At 69.8% G+C, this 18,806-nt stretch carries 22 protein-coding genes, 1 tRNA gene and 1 pseudogene; 18 read left to right on the top strand and 6 right to left on the bottom strand.

Annotation, left to right across the window (positions count from 1 at the left end):
- Window positions 1–66: 66 nt before the first annotated feature.
- The 5 genes from lonB (at window position 67) to B9G38_RS00900 (ending at window position 6,057) form a co-directional block, all read left to right on the top strand.
- Entirely contained in the window at window positions 67–2,292 is a 2,226-nt protein-coding gene (gene lonB, locus B9G38_RS00920) for an ATP-dependent protease LonB (protein WP_049932787.1), read from the top strand.
- A 355-nt stretch (window positions 2,293–2,647) separates the two neighbouring features.
- Window positions 2,648–3,568, top strand: coding sequence for an NAD(P)/FAD-dependent oxidoreductase (locus tag B9G38_RS00915; protein ID WP_086219171.1), 921 nt, complete (start codon window positions 2,648–2,650; stop codon window positions 3,566–3,568).
- Between the two features lie 133 nt (window positions 3,569–3,701).
- The gene (locus B9G38_RS00910) at window positions 3,702–3,944 is read left to right on the top strand and encodes a FeoA domain-containing protein (RefSeq protein ID WP_086219170.1); all 243 of its coding nucleotides are present in this window, start codon (window positions 3,702–3,704) and stop codon (window positions 3,942–3,944) included.
- A complete protein-coding gene (gene feoB / locus B9G38_RS00905; RefSeq protein ID WP_086219169.1) occupies window positions 3,941–5,842 on the top strand; it encodes a ferrous iron transport protein B in 1,902 nt (633 codons plus the stop codon). The genes B9G38_RS00910 and feoB overlap by 4 nt, the downstream gene beginning before the upstream one ends.
- Window positions 5,839–6,057: a hypothetical protein gene (locus B9G38_RS00900; RefSeq protein ID WP_049932794.1), complete on the top strand. Its 219-nt coding sequence runs from the start codon at window positions 5,839–5,841 to the stop codon at window positions 6,055–6,057. Before feoB ends, B9G38_RS00900 begins: the two co-directional genes overlap by 4 nt.
- A 104-nt stretch (window positions 6,058–6,161) precedes the next feature.
- On the opposite strand, the gene B9G38_RS00895 is transcribed toward B9G38_RS00900, so the two are convergent.
- Window positions 6,162–6,341, bottom strand: a complete 180-nt coding sequence (locus tag B9G38_RS00895) for a hypothetical protein (protein WP_049932795.1) — start codon at window positions 6,339–6,341, stop codon at window positions 6,162–6,164.
- 225 nt (window positions 6,342–6,566) lie between these two features.
- On the opposite strand from B9G38_RS00895, the pseudogene B9G38_RS00890 reads away from it, so the two are divergent.
- From B9G38_RS00890 to B9G38_RS00880, 3 genes and pseudogenes are all read left to right on the top strand, one after another.
- Window positions 6,567–7,991 (top strand): annotated as a pseudogene (locus tag B9G38_RS00890) (cytochrome ubiquinol oxidase subunit I).
- On the top strand, window positions 7,984–8,988 hold the full coding sequence (locus B9G38_RS00885; RefSeq protein WP_086219168.1) for a cytochrome d ubiquinol oxidase subunit II: 1,005 nt from the start codon (window positions 7,984–7,986) through the stop codon (window positions 8,986–8,988). Before B9G38_RS00890 ends, B9G38_RS00885 begins: the two are co-directional and overlap by 8 nt.
- 1 nt (window position 8,989) lies before the next feature.
- Window positions 8,990–9,235, top strand: coding sequence for a hypothetical protein (locus B9G38_RS00880; RefSeq protein WP_086219167.1), 246 nt, complete (start codon window positions 8,990–8,992; stop codon window positions 9,233–9,235).
- Between the two features lie 22 nt (window positions 9,236–9,257).
- Here the strand turns inward: B9G38_RS00880 and B9G38_RS00875 are convergent, their stop codons facing one another.
- The gene (locus B9G38_RS00875) at window positions 9,258–9,497 is read right to left on the bottom strand and encodes a hypothetical protein (RefSeq protein ID WP_086219166.1); all 240 of its coding nucleotides are present in this window, start codon (window positions 9,495–9,497) and stop codon (window positions 9,258–9,260) included.
- Between the two features lie 139 nt (window positions 9,498–9,636).
- Here B9G38_RS00875 and B9G38_RS00870 point away from each other — a divergent pair, with 139 nt between their 5' ends.
- The 7 genes from B9G38_RS00870 (at window position 9,637) to B9G38_RS00840 (ending at window position 14,882) form a co-directional block, all read left to right on the top strand.
- Entirely contained in the window at window positions 9,637–10,356 is a 720-nt protein-coding gene (locus B9G38_RS00870) for a helix-turn-helix domain-containing protein (protein ID WP_086219165.1), read from the top strand.
- On the top strand, window positions 10,353–11,285 hold the full coding sequence (locus B9G38_RS00865) for a sulfurtransferase (protein WP_086219164.1): 933 nt from the start codon (window positions 10,353–10,355) through the stop codon (window positions 11,283–11,285). Before B9G38_RS00870 ends, B9G38_RS00865 begins: the two co-directional genes overlap by 4 nt.
- Before the next feature lie 240 nt (window positions 11,286–11,525).
- Window positions 11,526–11,891, top strand: a complete 366-nt coding sequence (locus B9G38_RS00860) for a helix-turn-helix domain-containing protein (RefSeq protein ID WP_086219163.1) — start codon at window positions 11,526–11,528, stop codon at window positions 11,889–11,891.
- Between the two features lie 149 nt (window positions 11,892–12,040).
- The gene (locus B9G38_RS00855; protein WP_049932802.1) at window positions 12,041–12,823 is read left to right on the top strand and encodes a CBS domain-containing protein; all 783 of its coding nucleotides are present in this window, start codon (window positions 12,041–12,043) and stop codon (window positions 12,821–12,823) included.
- Between the two features lie 187 nt (window positions 12,824–13,010).
- Window positions 13,011–13,259: a glycine zipper domain-containing protein gene (locus tag B9G38_RS00850; protein WP_086217003.1), complete on the top strand. Its 249-nt coding sequence runs from the start codon at window positions 13,011–13,013 to the stop codon at window positions 13,257–13,259.
- A gap of 53 nt (window positions 13,260–13,312) precedes the next feature.
- Complete coding sequence (locus tag B9G38_RS00845) at window positions 13,313–14,251, top strand: NOP5/NOP56 family protein (RefSeq protein WP_086219162.1); 939 nt, start codon at window positions 13,313–13,315, stop codon at window positions 14,249–14,251.
- Window positions 14,244–14,882: a fibrillarin-like rRNA/tRNA 2'-O-methyltransferase gene (locus B9G38_RS00840; protein ID WP_086219161.1), complete on the top strand. Its 639-nt coding sequence runs from the start codon at window positions 14,244–14,246 to the stop codon at window positions 14,880–14,882. Before B9G38_RS00845 ends, B9G38_RS00840 begins: the two co-directional genes overlap by 8 nt.
- On the opposite strand, the gene B9G38_RS00835 is transcribed toward B9G38_RS00840, so the two are convergent.
- The 3 genes from B9G38_RS00835 to B9G38_RS00825 all read right to left on the bottom strand — a co-directional run bounded on the left by B9G38_RS00835 (window position 14,883) and on the right by B9G38_RS00825 (window position 15,939).
- Window positions 14,883–15,077 (bottom strand): helix-turn-helix transcriptional regulator, encoded by a 195-nt coding sequence (locus tag B9G38_RS00835; RefSeq protein WP_086217005.1) that lies wholly within the window; start codon window positions 15,075–15,077, stop codon window positions 14,883–14,885.
- On the bottom strand, window positions 15,074–15,490 hold the full coding sequence (locus B9G38_RS00830; RefSeq protein WP_086217006.1) for a DUF2178 domain-containing protein: 417 nt from the start codon (window positions 15,488–15,490) through the stop codon (window positions 15,074–15,076). Before B9G38_RS00830 ends, B9G38_RS00835 begins: the two co-directional genes overlap by 4 nt.
- Before the next feature lie 140 nt (window positions 15,491–15,630).
- Window positions 15,631–15,939, bottom strand: coding sequence for a cyclin (locus B9G38_RS00825; protein WP_049932812.1), 309 nt, complete (start codon window positions 15,937–15,939; stop codon window positions 15,631–15,633).
- A gap of 159 nt (window positions 15,940–16,098) precedes the next feature.
- Here B9G38_RS00825 and nth point away from each other — a divergent pair, with 159 nt between their 5' ends.
- The 3 genes from nth (at window position 16,099) to B9G38_RS00810 (ending at window position 17,838) form a co-directional block, all read left to right on the top strand.
- A complete protein-coding gene (gene nth, locus B9G38_RS00820; protein WP_049932813.1) occupies window positions 16,099–16,800 on the top strand; it encodes an endonuclease III in 702 nt (233 codons plus the stop codon).
- Window positions 16,801–16,948: 148 nt separating this feature from the next.
- Window positions 16,949–17,668: an SDR family NAD(P)-dependent oxidoreductase gene (locus B9G38_RS00815; RefSeq protein WP_086219160.1), complete on the top strand. Its 720-nt coding sequence runs from the start codon at window positions 16,949–16,951 to the stop codon at window positions 17,666–17,668.
- An 85-nt stretch (window positions 17,669–17,753) separates the two neighbouring features.
- Window positions 17,754–17,838, top strand: a tRNA-Leu gene (locus B9G38_RS00810).
- 72 nt (window positions 17,839–17,910) lie between these two features.
- Here the strand turns inward: B9G38_RS00810 and B9G38_RS00805 are convergent.
- Window positions 17,911–18,699, bottom strand: a complete 789-nt coding sequence (locus B9G38_RS00805; RefSeq protein ID WP_233127142.1) for a hypothetical protein — start codon at window positions 18,697–18,699, stop codon at window positions 17,911–17,913.
- Between the last annotated feature and the right edge of the window lie 107 nt (window positions 18,700–18,806).

Raw genomic sequence — 18,806 nt, 5'->3', positions numbered from 1 at the left:
ACCCCTCCGGGGGGAGAAAGTATATCAGTAACCGACCCGTCTTTTTCGATAGCGACACCCGATTCTATGAGCAACGAGAAGGACACGAACGACCCGACGGCCGACGACCCCGACGAACCGCCCCACGGCGGCGTCGACGACTCGAGTCCGGCGGGGAACGGCGAGGACGCCACGCCCGGCGACCCCGAGCCCGACGACGGCCCGGCGAACGAGTCCGGCGTCGACGAGGACCCGGCCGCGGACTCCGACGACGACCCCTGGGACGACGGGGTCATCGTGGACGACGACGGGTTCGACGAGGGTCGGAACGGCGACGCCGCCGATCCGGCCGACGACGGCGGGATCGACGAGCTCGGCAGCACCGTCGAGGTCGAGGGCGCCGAGATCGAAGAGGACCCCGACGAGGACGACCTCCTCGGCGGGCTCAAGATAGACACGACGGCCGAACTGGAGATCCCGGACCGGCTCGTCGACCAGGTCATCGGGCAGGAACACGCCCGCGACGTGATCATCAAGGCGGCGAAGCAGCGGCGCCACGTGATGATGATCGGCTCCCCCGGGACGGGGAAGTCGATGCTCGCGAAGGCGATGTCCGAGCTCCTCCCCAAAGAGGAGCTTCAGGACGTGCTGGTGTACCACAACCCCGAGGACGGCAACAAGCCGAAGGTCCGGACGGTGCCGGCCGGTAAGGGCGACCAGATCGTCGAGGCGCACCGCGAGGAGGCGCGCAAGCGCAACCAGATGCGGTCGCTCCTGATGTGGATCATCATCGCCGTCGTGCTGGGCTACGCGCTCATCATCGTCGGCCAGATCCTCGTCGGCATCATCGCGGCCGGCGTGGTGTACCTCGTCTTCCGCTACCTCAACCGCGGTTCGGATGCGATGATCCCGAACCTGCTGGTGAACAACGGCGACACGAAGACCGCGCCGTTCCGCGACGCGACCGGCGCGCACGCCGGCGCGCTGCTCGGCGACGTGCGACACGACCCGTTCCAGTCCGGCGGGATGGAGACGCCCAGCCACGACCGCGTCGAGGCGGGCGCCATCCACAAGGCGAACAAGGGTGTGCTGTTCATCGACGAGATCAACACGCTCGACATCCGCAGCCAGCAGCACCTCATGACGGCGATCCAGGAGGGCGAGTTCTCGATCACGGGCCAGTCCGAGCGCTCCTCGGGCGCGATGGTCCAGACCGAGCCCGTCCCGACCGACTTCGTCATGATCGCGGCCGGGAACCTCGACGCGATGGAGAACATGCACCCGGCGCTGCGCTCCCGGATCAAGGGGTACGGTTACGAGGTGTACATGGAGGACACCATCGAGGACACCCCGGAGATGCGCCGGAAGTACGTCCGGTTCATCGCCCAAGAGGTCGCGAAGGACGGCCGCCTGCCCGAGTTCTCGGCGGAGGCCGTCGAGGAGATCATCCTCGAGGCCAAGCGCCGTTCCGGCCGCAAGGGCCACCTCACGCTGAAGATGCGGAACCTCGGCGGGATGGTCCGCGTCGCGGGCGACATCGCCCGGGGCGAGGACGCCGAGATGACCACCCGCGAACACGTCCTTCAGGCGAAGGGGCGCTCGCGCTCCATCGAGCAGCAGCTCGCCGACGACTACATCGAGCGCCGCAAGGACTACGAGCTCCAGGTCTCCGACGGCTACGTCGCCGGCCGCGTCAACGGCCTCGCGGTGATGGGCGAAGACTCCGGGATCATGCTCCCGGTGATGGCCGAGGTGACGCCGACCCAGGGCGGCGGGCAGGTGATCGCCACCGGCCAGCTCAAGGAGATGGCCGAGGAGTCGGTCCAGAACGTCTCGGCGATCATCAAGAAGTTCTCCGACGAGAACATCTCGGAGAAGGACATCCACATCCAGTTCATCCAGACGGGCCAGCAGGGGGTCGACGGCGACTCCGCGTCCATCACGGTCGCGACCGCCGTCATCTCCGCGCTGGAGAACGTCGGCGTGGACCAGAGCCTCGCGATGACCGGCTCGCTGTCGGTCCGCGGCGACGTGCTCCCCGTCGGCGGGGTCACCCACAAGATCGAGGCGGCCGCGAAAGCCGGCTGCGACCGAGTGATCATCCCCGCAGCCAACGAGCAGGACGTGATGATCGAAGACGAGTACGAGGAGATGATCGAGGTCATCCCGGTCTCGCACATCAGCGAGGTCCTCGACATCGCCCTCGAAGGCGAGGCCGAGAAGGATTCGCTCGTCTCCCGGCTGAAGTCGATCACGGGATCCGCGCTGAAGGACGGCAACGTCTCCGGCCCGTCCAACCCGAGCCCGCAGTAGGCGGCTCCACGCCTCGCGGTCCGATTTCTTCTGTCCTCGCTTTCGTTCCGGCGAGCCGCCGCACCGCGGTCTTCGCCCGCGGTTCGAGTGCCGCCCGCCGAGTCCGGTCTCGGTTGCTTATCGAGCGAGGTTGTCTCCGCCGCCAGTATTTTGTAGAATATACACAATACTGATGCGCCAAACAAACGACTCACCGACGGGGACAAGACGTATTTCGCGGCGATCGATACGATTTCAACCCGGCTATAGCCACAGGAGCGCGTTTCAGTCGATATCTCGGAGGGGACGCCGACCACTCCGAGTGAGTCAGCGGGCGGAATTAATAAGTTAGTATAGTACATACTACGCAATACAGATGTCAGGGATCGCGATCGTCGGCGGGGGACCGACCGGACTGAACGCCGCCATCTACACCGCTCGGGCGGACAGGCGAACGCTCGTGTTCGACGACGGGGGCGGGACCACCCGTGACGTGGACACGATGGAGAACGTCTACGGGTTCCCGGACGGGGTCACGGGCCCGGAGCTCGTCGATCTGGGGCGAGAGCACGCGCGGAAGTACGGCGCCGAGATTGTCGAGGAGGAGGTCGTCCGGATCGAGCCGGACGGCGACCGCTACCGAGTCGAGACGACCGTCGACGAGTACGTCGTCGACGGGGTTATCATCGCGACGGGCGCGGACTACGAACGGCCGGCCATCGCGGGCGTCGAGGCGTACGAGGGCCACGGCGTCTCCTACTGCGTCGAATGCGACGCGTACTTTTACCGCGACAGCCCCATCGCTGTCGTCGGCGACGACAACTACGCCGCGACCGAGGCGTTGATGCTGCTCGACTACACCGACGACGTCCGGATCCTCACCAACGGGTCGGCGTTCGAGGCGGACGACGGCTTGCGGGACCGGGTCGCCGACGCGGGGATCCCGGTGGTCACCGACGACCTCGATCGGCTCGCCGGCGAGGAGGTCCTCGAAGCCGTCGTCACCCGAGAGGGCGACGAGATCCCGGTCGACGGGCTGTTCGTCGCGCTGGGCACCGCCGGCGGCACCGACCTCGCGGAGATGCTCGGCGTCCCCGTCGAGGGAGACGACATCGTCACCGACGAGGCGCAGTCGACGCCGGTGGACCGGGTGTACGCCGCGGGCGACGTTACCGGCGGCCACCAACAGATCGCGACCTCCGTCGGAGAGGGAGCCCGAGCGGCCATCAATCTGCTCGAGGAGCTCCGCGGGGCGGACTACATCGATTACAAGAAGCTGGACTCGCAGCCGGCCTGACCGGTCCGACCGCTGACGCGCGCGAAGCGCGAAGGCGGCGCGCGGGTCCGGGCTCGCGGGTCCAGAGCGGTTTATATAAGACTCCATAATGTGCCGTGCCGCACAACACGCCCGTCGTTTTAGGTAGGCCTAAATGGTGGTCGCGCTGGCCGACATCCCGTCGGGCGAGTGGGTGGAACTGGTCGACGTGCCGGACGGCGAGCGCCGCGCTCGGTTACTGCGACTCGGCCTGCTGGACGGCCGCGTCGAGTGTCGCCGCCGGATCCGCAACGGTCCGATCGTCGTCAGGCGTCGCGGGACGGAGGTGGCGCTCGGCCGGTCGCTGGCCCGGGAGATAACCGTCGAGCGAGCGGCCCCCGACGACGCACCGCGATGACCGCGAGCGGGGACGCGGACCGCGGGCCCACATCCGGCGACGCCGAGGCGTCCGCGGCGCTGGTCGGCGCGCCCAACGCGGGCAAGAGCGTGCTGTTCGGACGGCTCACGGCCGAGTACGCCGACGTCTCGAACTACCCCGGCACCACGGTCGAAACGACCGCGGCGACCCTCGGGTCGACCCGCCTGATCGATACGCCCGGGGTCCACGGGATATCGTCGTTCTCTGAGGAGGAGCGGGCCACGAGGGCGGTCGTCTTGGAGGCGGACGCGGTCGTGAACGTTGTCGACGCCACGCGGCTCGACCGTGACCTGTTCGTGACGCTACAGCTGTTGGACATGGGCGTGCCGACCGTCGTCGCGCTGAACATGATGGACGAGGTCGAGGCCGACGGCGTCGAGATCGACGTCGGCGCGCTGGAGGCGACCCTCGGCGTCCCCGTCGTCCCGACCGTCGCCGTCACCGGCGCCGGCGTCGACGAGTTGCGCGATCGGCTCCCGGAAGCGACCGCCCCCGAGTCGACGCCCGTCGACGCGTACTACGACGCGCTCCCCGACGGGATCGAGGCCGGGCGGGCGGAGAAGACACTCCTCGTCGAGGGCGACGAACCGACGGCTCGCCGCGTCGGTGCCGGCGGCCTCGCGGCCGACGGGGGCGACGCGCCGCTCGCCGGCCTCGGAGAGCGGGAGGCGGTGTATCGCGAGCGCCGGACGCGCGTCCGGTCGGTCGTCGAGGCGGTCGAACGGGGTCCCGCTCCCGGACGGAGTCGCGGGGGACGGCTCGGAGACCTGTTGCTGCGGCCGGTGACGGGGATCCCGATCGCGCTCGCGCTCCTCCTCGCGGTGTTCTACGTCATGGGGGTGCTCGTCGCGCAGCGCGTCGTCGGCTACGCGGAGACCGTGGTCTTCGGGCGATACTACACGCCGGCGGTCGAGGCGGCCGTCGCGGATCTGCTCCCGGCGCGTGGGTGGGCCGCGCCCGTCGAGTTCCTGCTCGTCAACGATAACCTAGGGCTGCTGACGGTCACCGTTCGGTACACCCTCGGGGTCCTGCTCCCGCTCGTGGTCGCGTTCTACCTCGTGATCGGGACGCTCGAAGACGCCGGCGTCCTGCCGCGACTCGCCGTGGTGACGGACAGAGGGCTCGACAGGATCGGGCTCAACGGCCGCGCGGTCGTCCCGCTGATCGTCGGCGTGGGATGCGTGACGATGGCGGTCGTCTCCACCCGAATGGTCGGGTCGCGCCGGGAGCGGCTCATCACGACGGCGCTGCTGGGCCTCGCGATCCCCTGCTCGGCGCAGATCGGCGTCGTCGCGGGGTTGCTCGCGGAACTCGGGGTGGTCTGGTGGGGCGGCTACGTGGCGGTGCTACTCGGGGTCCTCGGGGCCGCCGGCGTCGTTCTCGACCGGACGCTCCCCGGCCGACAGGACGCGCTGATCGAGCAGCTCCCGCGGCTACGCCTCCCCCGCCCGACGAACGTCGCCCGGAAGACGGCGAACCGGGCTGCCGCGTTCCTCGGGGAGGCGGCCCCGCTGTTCGGGGTCACCGCGGCGGCGGTGTCGACGCTCGAGTACCTCGGCGCGCTCGACGCGATAGTCGGCGCGCTCCGGCCGCTGACCGCGGCGCTGGGCTTACCCGCGTCGTTCGGCGAGGTGCTCGTGTTGGGACTGATCCGCCGCGACTTCGCCGCCGCAGGGATGACGGGCCTGACGCTGTCGGCGTCACAGACCTTCGTCGGACTGGTCGTCGTCACCCTGTTCGTCCCGTGTATCCTCACGATGGCGATGATCCTCAGGGAGCGCGACGCGCGGAGCGCGCTCCTCGTGTGGGTCGGCTCTTGGGTCACGGCGTTCGCCGTCGGCGGCGGCGTCGCGGCCGCCTTGGAGGTGATCGCGTGATCTGTCCCCGCTGCGAGTACGAGTTCGATCCGGCGAACGGGCTCTCGTGTCCGCGCTGCGGTGCGCCCGCGTCATGTTCGGGCGTCTCCTGCGCCGAGTGCGGCGCGTGTTCGTCGCCCTTCGAGCGACTCCGCCGACGGCTCGCGGAGCGACTCGCAGGCGAGCCCCGTCGCGACCAGGACTCCTCCGGGGACGACCCCGCGAGCGAGTCCTGACGAACGCCGGTGCGAGACGGCGCGGGTCGCGGTCGGGCGCTCTGAGAAGCCCCCGTCGCTCGCGCCGGACGCTCGGCCGGGCCGTCGCGGAGCGGGCGTCCGGGTCAGCCGACCGACTCCCAGTTCCGGTACAGCGCCACGCCGAACGCGAGGACGATCCCGCCGACCCCGACCTGCCGGCCGACCGTCCCGAAGTCGCCGTCGAGGCCGGCGACGACCGCTCTGACGGTCATCACCACCGTGACGAGCGCGACGAGCGCCAGCACGGCGTGCCGTGTTTCCATGCGTGAACGCAGTCGCCTCGCCACCCAAAACGATGGCTTGGCGCAGGACAACGTCGGACCAGCGGGCGAGCCGCCGCGTCGCCGCCGAGAGGGCGGCGGCGGGCGCTCCGCGGCCGGTTGTCCTGTGCCAACTCCGGGGTTATGGACGAGGAATGCGCAGTGTTACGCGAGGAGACCGCCGCGTCGCGCGCCGGAGTGAACTTTCCAACCCGGACCCACCACGACATGATCGATCCAGTACTCGCAAGCCGATTCCAGTTCGCCCTGACGACGATCGTCCACATCATCTTCCCGGTGATGAGCATGGGACTGGCCCCGTTCCTGATATACTTCACCTGGAAGGACGTGCGGGGCGGCGACCCGGTGTACGAACAGCTGCGTCGCTTCTGGACGAAGATATTCGCCGTCTCGTTCGTCGTCGGGACGGTCACCGGGATCGTCTTAGAGTTCGAGTTCGGGACCAACTTCGCGGCGTTCTCGACGACCGCCGGCGAGCTGTTCGGCGGCCCGCTCGCCGTCGAGGGGATGATGGCGTTCATGCTGGAGGCGACGTTCCTCGGCGTCTTCGTGTTCGGTTGCGAGCGCGTCTCCGACCGGTTGTACCTGGTGTCCAGCCTCGCCGTCGGGGTCGGCACGTGGCTGTCCGCCGTCTGGATCCTCATCGCGAACTCATGGATGTAGATGCCGCGCGGCTACGAGCTCGTGACCGAGAACGGGCAGGAGGTGGTCCACCTCGTCGACCCGCTCGCGGCGTACCTGACCCCCCGCTTCGGCTACATGTACGTCCACATGCAAAACGCCGCCGTCGAGTCGGTGGCGCTGTTCATGGCGGGCGTCTCCGCGTACTTCGTCTACCGACACCACGTCTGGGGACACCAGACGGAGAACATCGCCTTCTGGCAGAAGACGCTCAAGATCGCGCTGGTCGCGCTGCTGATCACGGCCCCGCTACAGGTGCTTCAGGGCGACCTGTACGCGCGGCACGTCTACGAGACGCAGCCGCAGAAGTTCGCCGCCATGGAGGCGGTCTGGGACACCGAGGCGTACGTCCCGGAGTACATCTTCGCGATCCCGACGGACCTGAGCCAGTTCACGGACCCCCGCGCGAAGGAGCTGTTCGGTCTCGGCATCCCGGGCGGGGCGTCGTGGCTCGCCAGCGGGGGCGACGCGACCGCGGAGATCCGCGGACTGAACACGTTCGAGACGGAGGCGCCGCCGGTCGCCGTCGTGTTCTGGTCGTTCCGCGCGATGGTCGGGATGGGCTTCTGGTTCATCCTGCTCGCGTTCTGGGGCGGCTACCGGTGGTACACGGGCGAGCTGTTCGAGGACGGGCTGCTCCACAAGGCGCTGATGGCGTCCAGCCTGCTCGGCATCGTCGCGGTCGAGCTCGGGTGGGTCGTCACCGAGGTCGGCCGTCAGCCCTGGGTGATCCAGGGCGTGTTGAAGACGAGCGAGGGGGTCTCTCCCGGTCTCACCGGGACGGAAGCGATGGTCACGCTCGCCGGGTTCGTCGGCGTCTACGCCGGCATCCTCGCGCTGTACACGTACGTCGTCGCGCGGGTGATCCGTGATGGGCCCCCGAGCGTGCGCGAGCTGCGGTCCACCGCCGAGCGCGACGCCGCGCCGGGGGAGGTGCCCGGCGATGACTAGCGCCGTCGACGCGCTCGCGGCGGGCCCGGTGCTCGGCCTGCCGCTCCCGGAGCTGTGGTTCGCGCTCGTGTTCGCGATCCTCGGAACGTTCCTGTTCCTCGACGGCTTCGACTTCGGCGCCGGCGCGATCTTCGCGACGCTTCGCGAAGACGAGGCGCGCGAGGCGGTGCTGTCGGCGATCGGGCCGTTCTGGGACGGGAACGAGGTGTGGCTCGTCGTCTTCGGCGGCGCGCTGTTCGCCGCCTTCCCGTCGGTGTACGCGGGGCTGTTCAGCAGACACTACCTGCTGATGTTCGGCATCCTCGGCGCCCTCATTCTCCGGGGACTGGCGCCGGAGATGTACGAACAGCGCCACGACGCGCGGTGGCAGCGGTGGTGGGGGCGGTCGTTCGTCGCCGGCAGCGTCCTCGCGCCGTTCCTCCTCGGCGCGTTCGCGGGGAACTGGCTCGCCGGGAGCCCCCGGTCGCTCACGTTCGTCGGCGTCGTCACCGGGGTCGCCGTCACGGCGCTGACCGTCGTTTCCGGCGCCGCGTTCCTCCGCTTGAAGGCCCGAGACGCGCTCCCCGAGACGGTGACTGAGATCGGCGTCGGGGCCGTCGCGGCGTACCTCTTCGCGGTCGTCGCGACCCTCGGCGCCCTGGCGACTCGGCTCCCCGCCGGCGTCGACGCGCTGCTATCGCCCCCGGTGCTCGCGCTGGTCGCCGCCTCCGTCGGGCTCGGTGTCGGCTACGGCGTCGCGCTTCGACGCGGGGCGGACCTCGCCGCGCTCGCGGCGGCCGCGGGACTGACGTACGGGCTGACCGCGGTCGTCGCGGTCCTCATGTACCCGCGCATCGACCCGGCGACCGGGGCGACGGTCGGGGAGGCCGTCGTCTCGACGCTGCCGCTGAACCTCATGTCGATCGGCGCGGCCCTGCTGTTACCGCTGGTCGCCGTGTACTTCGCCGTCCTGTACTCGGCGTTCAGCGGCCCGATCACGGCCGAGGAGGCGTACTGAGATGAGCGACGGCTCGGAGGCGCACGCGCCGACCCGGCGGTCGTCGGTCGGAACGCTGCTGCTCTCGCGCGTGTTCATCACGTGGGCGGAGCTCCTCGTCGTCGGGTTCGGCGGGGCGGTCGCGGGCGGCGCCGCGTCCGGCCCGCCGCAGCTCGTCGTCTACTTCGCGACGGTCCTCGCCGCGGTCGCCGTGTTCATGTTCAACGTCGACCGGCTCGTCGCCGCCCGCATGCGAGAGGCGACGTGACCGGAGTGCGCCGCGCCGAGCGTCAGTCCGACCGACGGCTCGACCGCCTGAACGGACCGACGCCGTGGCGCTTGGCGACGATGCCGAACAGCAGCGCGGCGCTGGGGATGAAGAGCAGCGCGCCCAGCGCGGTGACGGTGTCGTCGTGGGTCAGTCCGAGAGCGAATCCCCCGATCCCGGCGGCGAGCGCGAGGAGGGCCGGGATGAGGAGACGGCTCCGGAGCGCGGTCGGCGTCTCGCGACCCGAGGGTGAAAGCTCCATACGAGACAACGTAAGTGCGTCGGGCCCATATCACACGCGTTGTCGAGGGACAACTTCCCGCCGGGACGCGGCCCGACGCCGGCGAGGTCACCGTCACCGCCGCGAACCGAGACCGCACGACCGGACCAGTCACCGCCAGATGTACGACTTCAGCTTCGAGATAACGTACGAGCCCGGCGCCGACGAGTACGTCGACCTGTTCATCGACCGCGGCTCCCTCCAGTCGGAGGCGACCTACTCGTGTCTGGACCCCACGGAGCTGTGGAAGCTCGAGTCGGTGACCGGCGACGCGGCCGACCTCGACGCCGTGGACGAGCTGCTCTTAGACGAGTCGGTCGACCGCGAGTCGATCAGCGGCCGGGCGTGTCGCTCGGCCCGCGCGACGAGCCTGTTGACCGAAGAGCAGCGGCGGCGGGTGGCGTACACGTACGTCTCTGACGTGGACTACTGCGAGTCCGTCCCGCTCATCACGGCGAAGTACGTCGACGGGGGCGTCCTCTTCGAGCAGACGCTGTCCGGCGACACGGTCCGCTGGCGCGTGCTGGTCCAGGACGACTCGAAGATCGGAATGTTGTACGACACGCTGTCCGCGAAGCTCGGCGACGGGCTGTCGTTCTCCTTCGAACACCTGACCGAGGTCGACCACTGGGAGAGCGAGCTGCTCTCCCGGCCCGACGTGCCGGCCGAGCAGCGCGAGACCCTGTTGCTCGCCGTCGAACGTGGGTACTTCGAGACGCCGCGAGACGTGACGCTCGACGAGCTCGCGGCGGGGCTCGACGAGCCGCGCTCGACGGTGTCGTACCGGCTTCGACGCGCGACCGCGGAGCTGGCGAAACGGTTCGCCGACCAACAGTCATGACCGCAGAAACCCCACCCGACGACGATCAGCGGAAGCCCACAAGCGCGTCGCTAGCGGGGCGGTACCCGACGGATGTGCTCGTCAGCCCCGACTGGGTCGACGCCCGCCTCGACCGGTTCGACGCCGCCGACCCCAACCTGCGCCTGCTCGAGGTCGACGTCAACGCCTCGTTCTACGAGGAGGGGCACGCGCCCGGCGCCGTCGGCGTCGACTGGCGCACCGAACTCCGGTCGACGGAGGTACACGACATCCTCTCTCCGGAAGAGATGACCGCCTTCCTCGAATCGAGCGGGATCACCGAGGAGACGACCGTCGTCATCTACGGCGACAACCGGAACTGGTTCGCGGCCCACCTGTACTGGCAGCTCGCCTACTACGGCCACCCGGACGTCCGGATCATGGACGGCGGCCGAGAGTACTGGACGGAACACGACTACCCGACCACGACGGACCCGGTCGACCCGCCAGCCGTAGCGTACGGCGACGCGCCCGACGCGCCGGCCAGACCGGCGGTGCGGGCCGCGCGCACGGACGTGCGGGCGGCGCTCGACACGGACACGAAGTTCGTCGACGTGCGCCTGCCCGAGGAGTTCCGGGGGGAGATCACGAAGCCCCCCGGCAGCAACGAGGGCGCGATGCGGGGCGGCCACATCCCCGGGGCGACGAACGTGTTCTGGGCGGAGAACGTCCGGCCCAACGGCCTGTTCAAGTCGCCCGAGGAGCTGGCGGCCGTGTACGAGTCTCGGGGGATCACCCCCGAGGACGACATCATCGTCTACTGCCGGATCGGGGAGCGGTCGTCGGTGACGTGGTTCGTCCTCGAGGAGCTGCTCGGCTACGAACACGTGCGGCACTACGACGGCTCCTGGACCGAGTGGGGGAACATGATCGGCGTCCCGATCGAAGTGGGCGAGCCCGACGGCGGCTAGCTACTCCCGACGACGACGGCCCGCTGTTGTCTCGGCGGCGGCTGGGTACTGCCTTCGAATCGGGGCTAGCCGCCGCTCTCGGCCGTCGAGACCGGTCGTTGTCCTGCGCCAAACGGTTACATTAGCCGCTGTGCGCGCAAACGTCGGTAATGAGCGGTTCTCACGCCGAGCGGAGGGCGAAGCGCACAGGAGGCCGGGGCGGAGACCGGCGAAGCGAACCCGCATCGCCGGTCGGTGGCGATGAGTGACGCCGGGTCGAAGCGGGGCGAGTCCGGCCCCGTCCGGCGGCTCCTCGACGCGCTGAGCGAGGAAACGAACCGGACGATCCTGTCGGAGCTCGACGAACCAACCTCGGTCGCCGAGCTCGTCGAGGAGTGCGACATCCCGATGTCGACGGTGTACCGGCGCTTGGACACGCTCGAGGACATGGACCTGGTGACGGAACACGTCGCGGTCGACGCCGAGAGGGGCCGGTATCGGCTGTACGAGCGCAACGTGCGCCGCGTCACGATCACCGTCGACGAGGACGGGCGGCTCGGGACCCGAGTCGAGCGCCCGGCCGGGAACCCCGACGAGACGGTGACGTGGCGGCCGGACGGCGAGTGACGGTCGGGCTGGTAGTGCCGGGCGGGCAGAGAGACGATCGGGCGGGGAGGGACGGCCGAACGGCGAGTGCCGGTCGGGCGAAGAGTGATAGCCGCTCGGGACGCCGTCACCCCCGCCCTCTTTTATTCCGCGAGCGTGTACGGCGGACGATGAGCGGGAAACCGACGGTCGGCGAGTACATGACCCGGGAGGTGGAGACGGTCAGCCCGGACGAGACGGTGGCAACCGTCGCGCGCCGCATGGCCGACAGCGACGGGCACAACGGGTTCCCCGTCACGCAGGGCCGCACCGTCGAGGGGTTCGTCGCGGCGGGGGACCTGCTGCTCGCCGAGGACGACGCACCCGTTTTCACGGTGATGACGGAGGACCTGATCGTCGCGCACCCCGATATGAAGGTGACCGACGCCGCCCGCGTGATCTTGCGCTCGGGGATCCAGCGGCTCCCGGTCGTCGACGACGCGGACAACCTCGTCGGGATCATCTCGAACACGGACGTGGTCCGCTCGCAGATCGAGCGCGCGACGCCCGGCAAGGTCGGGAAGCTGATGCGCACCCTCTCGCAGATCCACGGCGTCGACCTCGACGAGGAGCGCCGCGAGGTGGCGATCGCGGACCTGACGCCGACGCAGGCCCGCGTGTACGCCGACGAGCTGGAGGGCCGGCAGTACGAGCTCGAACACGGGCTCGCGGAGCCGCTCGTCGTCATCGACAACGACGGGACGCTCTACCTCGCCGACGGGCATCACCGGGCCATGGCCGCCCGTGAAGCGGGCATCGAGTCGATGGACGCGTACGTGATCGTGCCGCGAACGCCGGTCGACCTGGGGATGGCGAAGACCGCCGAGAAGGAGGGCCTCCGCGTCGTCGACGACATCGAGATCGTCGACTACGCGCGCCACCCCCTCGTGGAGACGACGAAGCGGCTTCAGTGACCAGCAGGGGCACGGCCCCTTTCCGGCCGAACCACCGAAGCGACTTCTCGCCGCGCCCCGACCGCGAAGCGCCGAATCGCACTTCGTTGACCGTACCGGACCCGGTCGACCGCGCAGAACCGTATCAGTGGGACCAATCCGTGGCTTTCCCAGACACACTTTTATGAGCCGACAAGAAAGGAGAGGTATGGGATCACGAATCCGAACGGCGTTGAGCAGGGCGAAGTACGCGGCCGTCGGCGCCGCGGTGGGCGCCGCGGTCGGCGGACTGTGGAGCCGGAACGCGGCCAGCACCGGCGGCGCGCTCGGCGGGCTGGCGGGCGCGACGCTCGCGGAACTGAAGTCCGGCGCGGGCGGGCTGTTCGCCGACGACGGTGACGACGGAGGCGACGCCGACGATCTCGGCGATGGCGCCGAGGTCGACGCGGCGGCGTAACCTGCGGGTCGCATCGGGAACGTCTATACCGTCGGGGCGAGTAGCCGCCGGCAATGAGCGACACCGACGCCGGACCGGACGCGAGCGCGGCGTCCGACGGCGCGGAGGGCTGGTTCGAAGCGCTACCGTCGGGCGCGACCGAAGATACCGATACCGAGAGCGACGCCGCGGCGAGAGCCGCGGCGCGGGTGCGCGAGGGGACGGCCGCGTCGCCCGCCGACTGGCCCGTACGCGCCGTCGAGTCCGGGGCCGCCGACTCGACCGACGAGTACTACGACCGGCTCAAGGCCGCGGCGACGCGCGCGACCCGCGAGGCGGTCCGCGAGCGGGAGCGCGCCGACGACGCGCAGCTGATTCACGCGGTCCGGGCCATGGACGACGCCGAGCGCACCGCGAACGAGCTCGCCGAGCGCGCCGTTGAGTGGGCGGGGAGCCTCTTCGACGAGGTCGAGCCGGGGATCGAGGGAGCGCGAGCGGTCGCGGCGCGCGAACCCGAGAGCGAAGTCGAGCGGCGGGCCGTCTCGCTCGCGGCGCGCGCCGCCGAACTCGACGACGAGCGGGCCGAGCTCGCGGAGACGATCGGTCGGATTGCGCCCGCCGTCGCCCCAAACCTCTCCGAGATGGCCGGCCCGGAGCTGGCCGCGCGGCTGATCGCGCTCGCCGGCGGGTTAGAGTCGCTCGCGAAGAAGCCGTCCGGCACGGTCCAGGTCCTCGGCGCCGAGGACGCGCTGTTCGCGCACCTCTCGGGGCGGGCGCCGTCCCCGAAGCACGGGATCATCTACACGCACGAGTACGTCCGCGGCACCCGACCCGCTGACCGCGGCTCGGCCGCGCGGGCACTCGCCGGGAAGCTGACGCTCGCGGCGCGCGCCGACCACTACGCCGGAGAGCGGCGGTCGCAGCTCCACGCCGACCTCCGCGAGCGGATGGCGACGATCCGAGCGCGGGCGGACACCGACGAGCCGGATGCCGCGGAGGCCGGCGATGAGTGAGCCGACCCTCCCTGACGGCGTCGAACGGCGTGAGATAGCCGGCGAGGAGCGGTTGGCGACCCGCGGCGAGCCGGTGTACGGCGAGCCGACCGCCGACGGCTGGCGCGCGTGGGACCCAAAACGGTCGAAGCTCGGGGGGATGCTCGAACTCGGGCTGGAGACCGGCCTGACTGGCGGCGAGACCGTCCTCTACCTCGGCGCCGCGAGCGGCACCACGGTGAGCCACGTCGCCGACTTCGCGGGCCCCACCTACGCGGTCGAGTTCGCGCCGCGCCCGGCGCGGGACCTGCTCGACGCCGCCGCGCCGCGCGACCGACTGTTCCCGCTGCTCAAGGACGCGCGGAAGCCGGAGACGTACGCGCACGTCGTCGAGCGCGACGTCGACGCCGTCGTTCAGGACGTGGCCACGCGCGGGCAGGCCGAGGTGGCTGCCCGCAACGCTCGGTTCCTCGCCGACGACGGGCGGCTGCTGCTCGCGATCAAGGCGCGCAGCGAGGACGTGACTGCGGCGCCGGAGGCGGTGTTCGAGGGGGCGCTCGACCGGCTCCGGGAGGCGTACGAGATCGTCGAGACGCGGCGGCTCGACCGGTTCCACGAGGACCACCTCGGCGTCGTGGCGACGCCGAAGTGATCAGTCGTCCGGCTCGAAGACGTCCTCGATCCGGCAGTCGAAGTGATCCGCGAGCGCGAACGCCAGCTCCAGCGACGGGTCGTAGCGCTCGCGTTCGATCGCGTTGATCGTCTGGCGGGTGACCCCGACGGCGGCGGCGAGGTCGGCCTGGCTCTCGTCGGTCTCGGTGCGTTTGTCAGGGATGTCGTTTCTCATGTGCGCCGCTTGTAGTAGAGATGGGACGCGCCGAACACGACGAAGACCCCGAAGAGGATCCAGGTCGCGCCGTAGAACTCGCCCGGGAGCGTGACGAGGCCGCTCTCCTGTAATGCGAGTCCGCCGGGCGTCCCGAGGACGAAGACGTATGCGAAGCCGTTCATCGTTGTCTGGCTGGCCTTGCGGCTGATGGTGCCGTCGCGCTCGTCGTACAGTTCGACGGGGCTGAACCGCTGGACGAGCCCCATGCCGAGGCCGCCGGCCCAATACAGGGCCACGCCGAGGACGAAGCGGTCGACCGCGATACCGATCCACAGGGCGAGGATACCGGCGCCGAGCAGACCGTACGCGATGCGTTTGTAGCGTTTCCGTGAGGAGGGCCGGGTCGTCGCGGAGGTCGTGTGTTCGCTCATGGGTGGAGGTAAAGCGAGCGGGCGTCGGTGTAAAGCTCGCTTTACAGTAAAGGGGACTTTACGTTAGAAAATAAATCTGTCGCTGGCGATCAGTCCGCAGACATTCCGCGACAGCGACGTCAGGAGTGCTTTTTGAGGGGTCACCACGACGGCGGCGAGAAGCCGGCGTCTTCGAGGATCGGCTTCCATCGCTTTTGAACCGAGAGCCGCGAGACGTCCATCGCGTCGGCGACGGCGGACTGCGAGCGCTCCTCGCCGCGGATCAGACTGGCGGCGTAGAGGCTGGCGGCGGCCGCGACGCGCTTCCCCCGGTCGTCGTCGGGCGCTCGCGAGAGGAAGAGGTCGACCGCGGTCGAGCGCGTCTCCGCGTCCAAATCGAGCGAGTCGCACGCCTCCTCGACCAGTTCGATCCACGCTTCGTTGTCGACTCGGTCGCTCGCCCGGTACACGCCCCGGGGTAGTCGAGCGAGGAACATAAACGGCCGCGGTCGCCGCACCGGTACCGGCGCCGCTCCGCGGAGCCGACGGCGATCGCGTGCCCCGGACCGGGGGCGGCCACTCCCGAGCGCGGCCGCCGCCCTGAAGTCGCCCGCACACGTAGCGCGCGTATGTCGACGCAGACGTGGGACGAGATGCGGGTCCGAGCGCTCCACGACGACCTCGTGGCGCTGTACGAGCCGGTCGACCGAGTCGCCGAACACGGCGCGGACCCCACCGCCGAGCCGGGCGAGGGCGTCCGACAGCTGGTGACGACGATCCTCTCGCAGAACGTCGCCGACGAGAACACGCGGCGCGCGTCGGAGGCGCTGTTCGACCGGTACGACGACTTCGCGGCGATCGAGGCCGCCGACCACGAGGAGCTGCGGGAAACGATCCGCGTCGCGGGCCTCCCGGACCAGAAGGCCGCGCGCATCCAGCGCGCGCTGACCGCGATCCGCGAGGAGACAGGCGGGGCGTACTCGCTGGCGTTCCTCGACGCGCTGCCGACCGAGGAGGCGAAGGCGTGGCTCACCGAGATCAAGGGCGTCGGGCCGAAGACCGCCAGCGTCGTGTTGAACTTCCACTTCGGGAAGCCGACGATGGCGGTCGACACCCACGTCGAGCGCGTCTCGAAGCGGTTCGGGCTCGTCCCGGAGTCGGCGTCGAACGAGCGCGCCCACGACGTGTTGGACGAACGCGTTCCCGACGAGCTGATCTACCCGCTCCACGTCCTCCTGATCCGGCACGGCCGGGCACACTGCTCGGCCCGCAACGCCGACTGCGACAACCCCGTCTGCGAGGCGTACTGCGACTGCGAGTTCTGCGAGTGAGGCCGCGGTCCGCCCCGCCGTCGCTTGGCCGCGTCGCGTCGGTAGCCGCGTCGACGCGATAGCTGGCCCCCGCGGCGTCCCGCGGACGCGGGACGCTGCCCGCGGTGCGCGAGACAAACCATTAGCGGCTCCCGGACGAAGCGTGTGTATGACACCCACGACCGTCGTCGCGGGAGTCGGTCCGGGGCTGGGATCCTCCGTGGCCCGCCGGTTCGCCGCCGACGGCGACGATGTCGCGCTGTTCGCTAGGTCGAGCGACTACCTCTCGTCGACCGCCGACGAGATTCAGGCGGAGACGCCCGGCACTACCCTGCTGGTCGAGACGGACATCGCCGACCCGACGGCGGTCGCATCGGCATTCGAAACCGTTCGAGACGCCTTCTCGCCGGTCGACCGCTTGGTGTTCACCAGCGGGTCCCCGTCCGCCGGCGGCGGGATCGTAGACGTGGATCCGGCCGGGTTCCGCGACGTGATCGACACGCGTCTGCGCGGCGCGTTCCGGTGCCTTCGCGAGGCGGTCGACGACATGGTCGACGGAGGGGGTGGAACCGTCGTCGTGACCAGCTCCGGCCAGTCTCGGCGCCCGTCCGAGGACGTCGCCTACGCGGCGGCGCGCCACGGGACCCGCGGGCTCGTTCGCTCTCTCGCCGCCGACCCGGGGCTCGGAGAGGCCGACGTACAGGCGGTTCACCTGATCGTCGACGGCTGGATCGACAAGCCGTCGCTCCGCGATCGGTATCCGGACCACGACCGTTGGATGGACCCCGACCAGATCGCCGAGCGAATCCACGATATTGCGACGACGCCGGGGACGGTTCACGCGAACGAGATCGACCTGCGACACCCGCGGGACGAGCCGTCGTTCTGACCGGTCGCCGTCTTCCCGCGGCGGTCGCATCCCTCGAACCCGTAACGACAGGTATTTTTGACGTAGCCGGTCTACGAGTTACCGCGCGCGGGTTGCCGAGCCAGGCCAAAGGCGTAGCGCTTAGGACGCTATCCCGTAGGGGTCCGCCGGTTCGAATCCGGTCCCGCGCATTCGTCTCCGAGCACTTCGCGAGGAGAGCAGTCCGACGTAGTTTTACTTGATACCGAGCGAAGCGGCGGCGCTCACCACACGCTTCCCCGATACAAGAACTGGAGGTGGTCGGCCGCCTCGGGCGGGACCCCCATCTCAACGAACATTTCTCGGAAGGCGGCGCGGACGGCGTCTTCCTCGAACGTCCGGGTTGCGCGCGTCTGCGCGTCGACCGCCACGCCGCCGTGGTAGTCGACGTGAACGCGGTAGGTGTAGCCGTCGACCTCGCGCGTCACGGTCGCGCGGGAGAGGACGAACTCGGCGCTGCCGAGCCGCTCGTCGCCAGCGTGATAGACGCGCTCGTGCCAGCCCGACCCGGGCGTGGAGGTCGCATTGACGGTCGTCGCGCGCGCCGTCAGGTCGTCGTAGGCGGCCCGGAAGGCGACCGGCTCGTCGACCTCGACGCTCGGCGTGCTCGCGCCGGGCTCGGTCGGGTCGCCCGTGCTGACCGCCGTTTCGATCTCCTCGACGTACGCCGCGGCGGTCGCCTCGTCCATCTCGAACAGCAGCGCGAGCCGGTCGACGAGCCACTCCTCGGGCGGCAAGTCGTCGACGGTGAGGTCGCCGTCGGCGTCGTCCGGGAACAGCGTCACGACGGTGATCCCCTCCTCGGCGTGGAACGTCGCCCACAGTCGGGCCGCCGACGCGTGGTCGTACGTGACTCTGAACGCCTCGTACTCCGGGCCGAGGTCGGCGTCGAGGTCGTCGATCCCGGTCGGGTGGAACCCGCTCGATCCGACGCGTTCGACCGCGTAGCCGGCCGCGTCGGCTCGCTCCAGCGTATCCTCGTAACTCAGCTTTGAACGTTGAGTATCTAACACTTAATCGAGCGAAAATGGCGGCTGAGACGGTATGAGCATGGAAAAGAGAGTTCAGCCGCAGACGCTCCGCTCTCCACTGGAGGTTCAAACGCCGTGAACGCTGCCTT

Source organism: Halorubrum sp. SD612, assembly GCF_002135005.1.
Note: the sequence above shows the minus strand (reverse complement) of the source record. Positions and strands in the feature narration are given on the sequence as shown.

What these genes read in the sequence shown, in the direction of transcription:
- B9G38_RS00855 (WP_049932802.1), top strand. Translation starts at nt 12,041, where the DNA reads ATGAGCGGGAAACCGACGGTCGGCGAGTACATGACCCGGGAGGTGGAG.
- B9G38_RS00885 (WP_086219168.1), top strand. Translation starts at nt 7,984, where the DNA reads ATGACTAGCGCCGTCGACGCGCTCGCGGCGGGCCCGGTGCTCGGCCTG.
- B9G38_RS00835 (WP_086217005.1), bottom strand. Translation starts at nt 15,077, where the DNA reads ATGAGAAACGACATCCCTGACAAACGCACCGAGACCGACGAGAGCCAG.
- B9G38_RS00830 (WP_086217006.1), bottom strand. Translation starts at nt 15,490, where the DNA reads ATGAGCGAACACACGACCTCCGCGACGACCCGGCCCTCCTCACGGAAA.
- lonB (WP_049932787.1), top strand. Translation starts at nt 67, where the DNA reads ATGAGCAACGAGAAGGACACGAACGACCCGACGGCCGACGACCCCGAC.
- B9G38_RS00865 (WP_086219164.1), top strand. Translation starts at nt 10,353, where the DNA reads ATGACCGCAGAAACCCCACCCGACGACGATCAGCGGAAGCCCACAAGC.
- B9G38_RS00860 (WP_086219163.1), top strand. Translation starts at nt 11,526, where the DNA reads ATGAGTGACGCCGGGTCGAAGCGGGGCGAGTCCGGCCCCGTCCGGCGG.
- B9G38_RS00870 (WP_086219165.1), top strand. Translation starts at nt 9,637, where the DNA reads ATGTACGACTTCAGCTTCGAGATAACGTACGAGCCCGGCGCCGACGAG.
- B9G38_RS00875 (WP_086219166.1), bottom strand. Translation starts at nt 9,497, where the DNA reads ATGGAGCTTTCACCCTCGGGTCGCGAGACGCCGACCGCGCTCCGGAGC.
- B9G38_RS00850 (WP_086217003.1), top strand. Translation starts at nt 13,011, where the DNA reads ATGGGATCACGAATCCGAACGGCGTTGAGCAGGGCGAAGTACGCGGCC.
- B9G38_RS00845 (WP_086219162.1), top strand. Translation starts at nt 13,313, where the DNA reads ATGAGCGACACCGACGCCGGACCGGACGCGAGCGCGGCGTCCGACGGC.
- B9G38_RS00880 (WP_086219167.1), top strand. Translation starts at nt 8,990, where the DNA reads ATGAGCGACGGCTCGGAGGCGCACGCGCCGACCCGGCGGTCGTCGGTC.
- B9G38_RS00895 (WP_049932795.1), bottom strand. Translation starts at nt 6,341, where the DNA reads ATGGAAACACGGCACGCCGTGCTGGCGCTCGTCGCGCTCGTCACGGTG.
- B9G38_RS00815 (WP_086219160.1), top strand. Translation starts at nt 16,949, where the DNA reads ATGACACCCACGACCGTCGTCGCGGGAGTCGGTCCGGGGCTGGGATCC.
- B9G38_RS00910 (WP_086219170.1), top strand. Translation starts at nt 3,702, where the DNA reads ATGGTGGTCGCGCTGGCCGACATCCCGTCGGGCGAGTGGGTGGAACTG.
- B9G38_RS00915 (WP_086219171.1), top strand. Translation starts at nt 2,648, where the DNA reads ATGTCAGGGATCGCGATCGTCGGCGGGGGACCGACCGGACTGAACGCC.
- B9G38_RS00840 (WP_086219161.1), top strand. Translation starts at nt 14,244, where the DNA reads ATGAGTGAGCCGACCCTCCCTGACGGCGTCGAACGGCGTGAGATAGCC.
- nth (WP_049932813.1), top strand. Translation starts at nt 16,099, where the DNA reads ATGTCGACGCAGACGTGGGACGAGATGCGGGTCCGAGCGCTCCACGAC.
- feoB (WP_086219169.1), top strand. Translation starts at nt 3,941, where the DNA reads ATGACCGCGAGCGGGGACGCGGACCGCGGGCCCACATCCGGCGACGCC.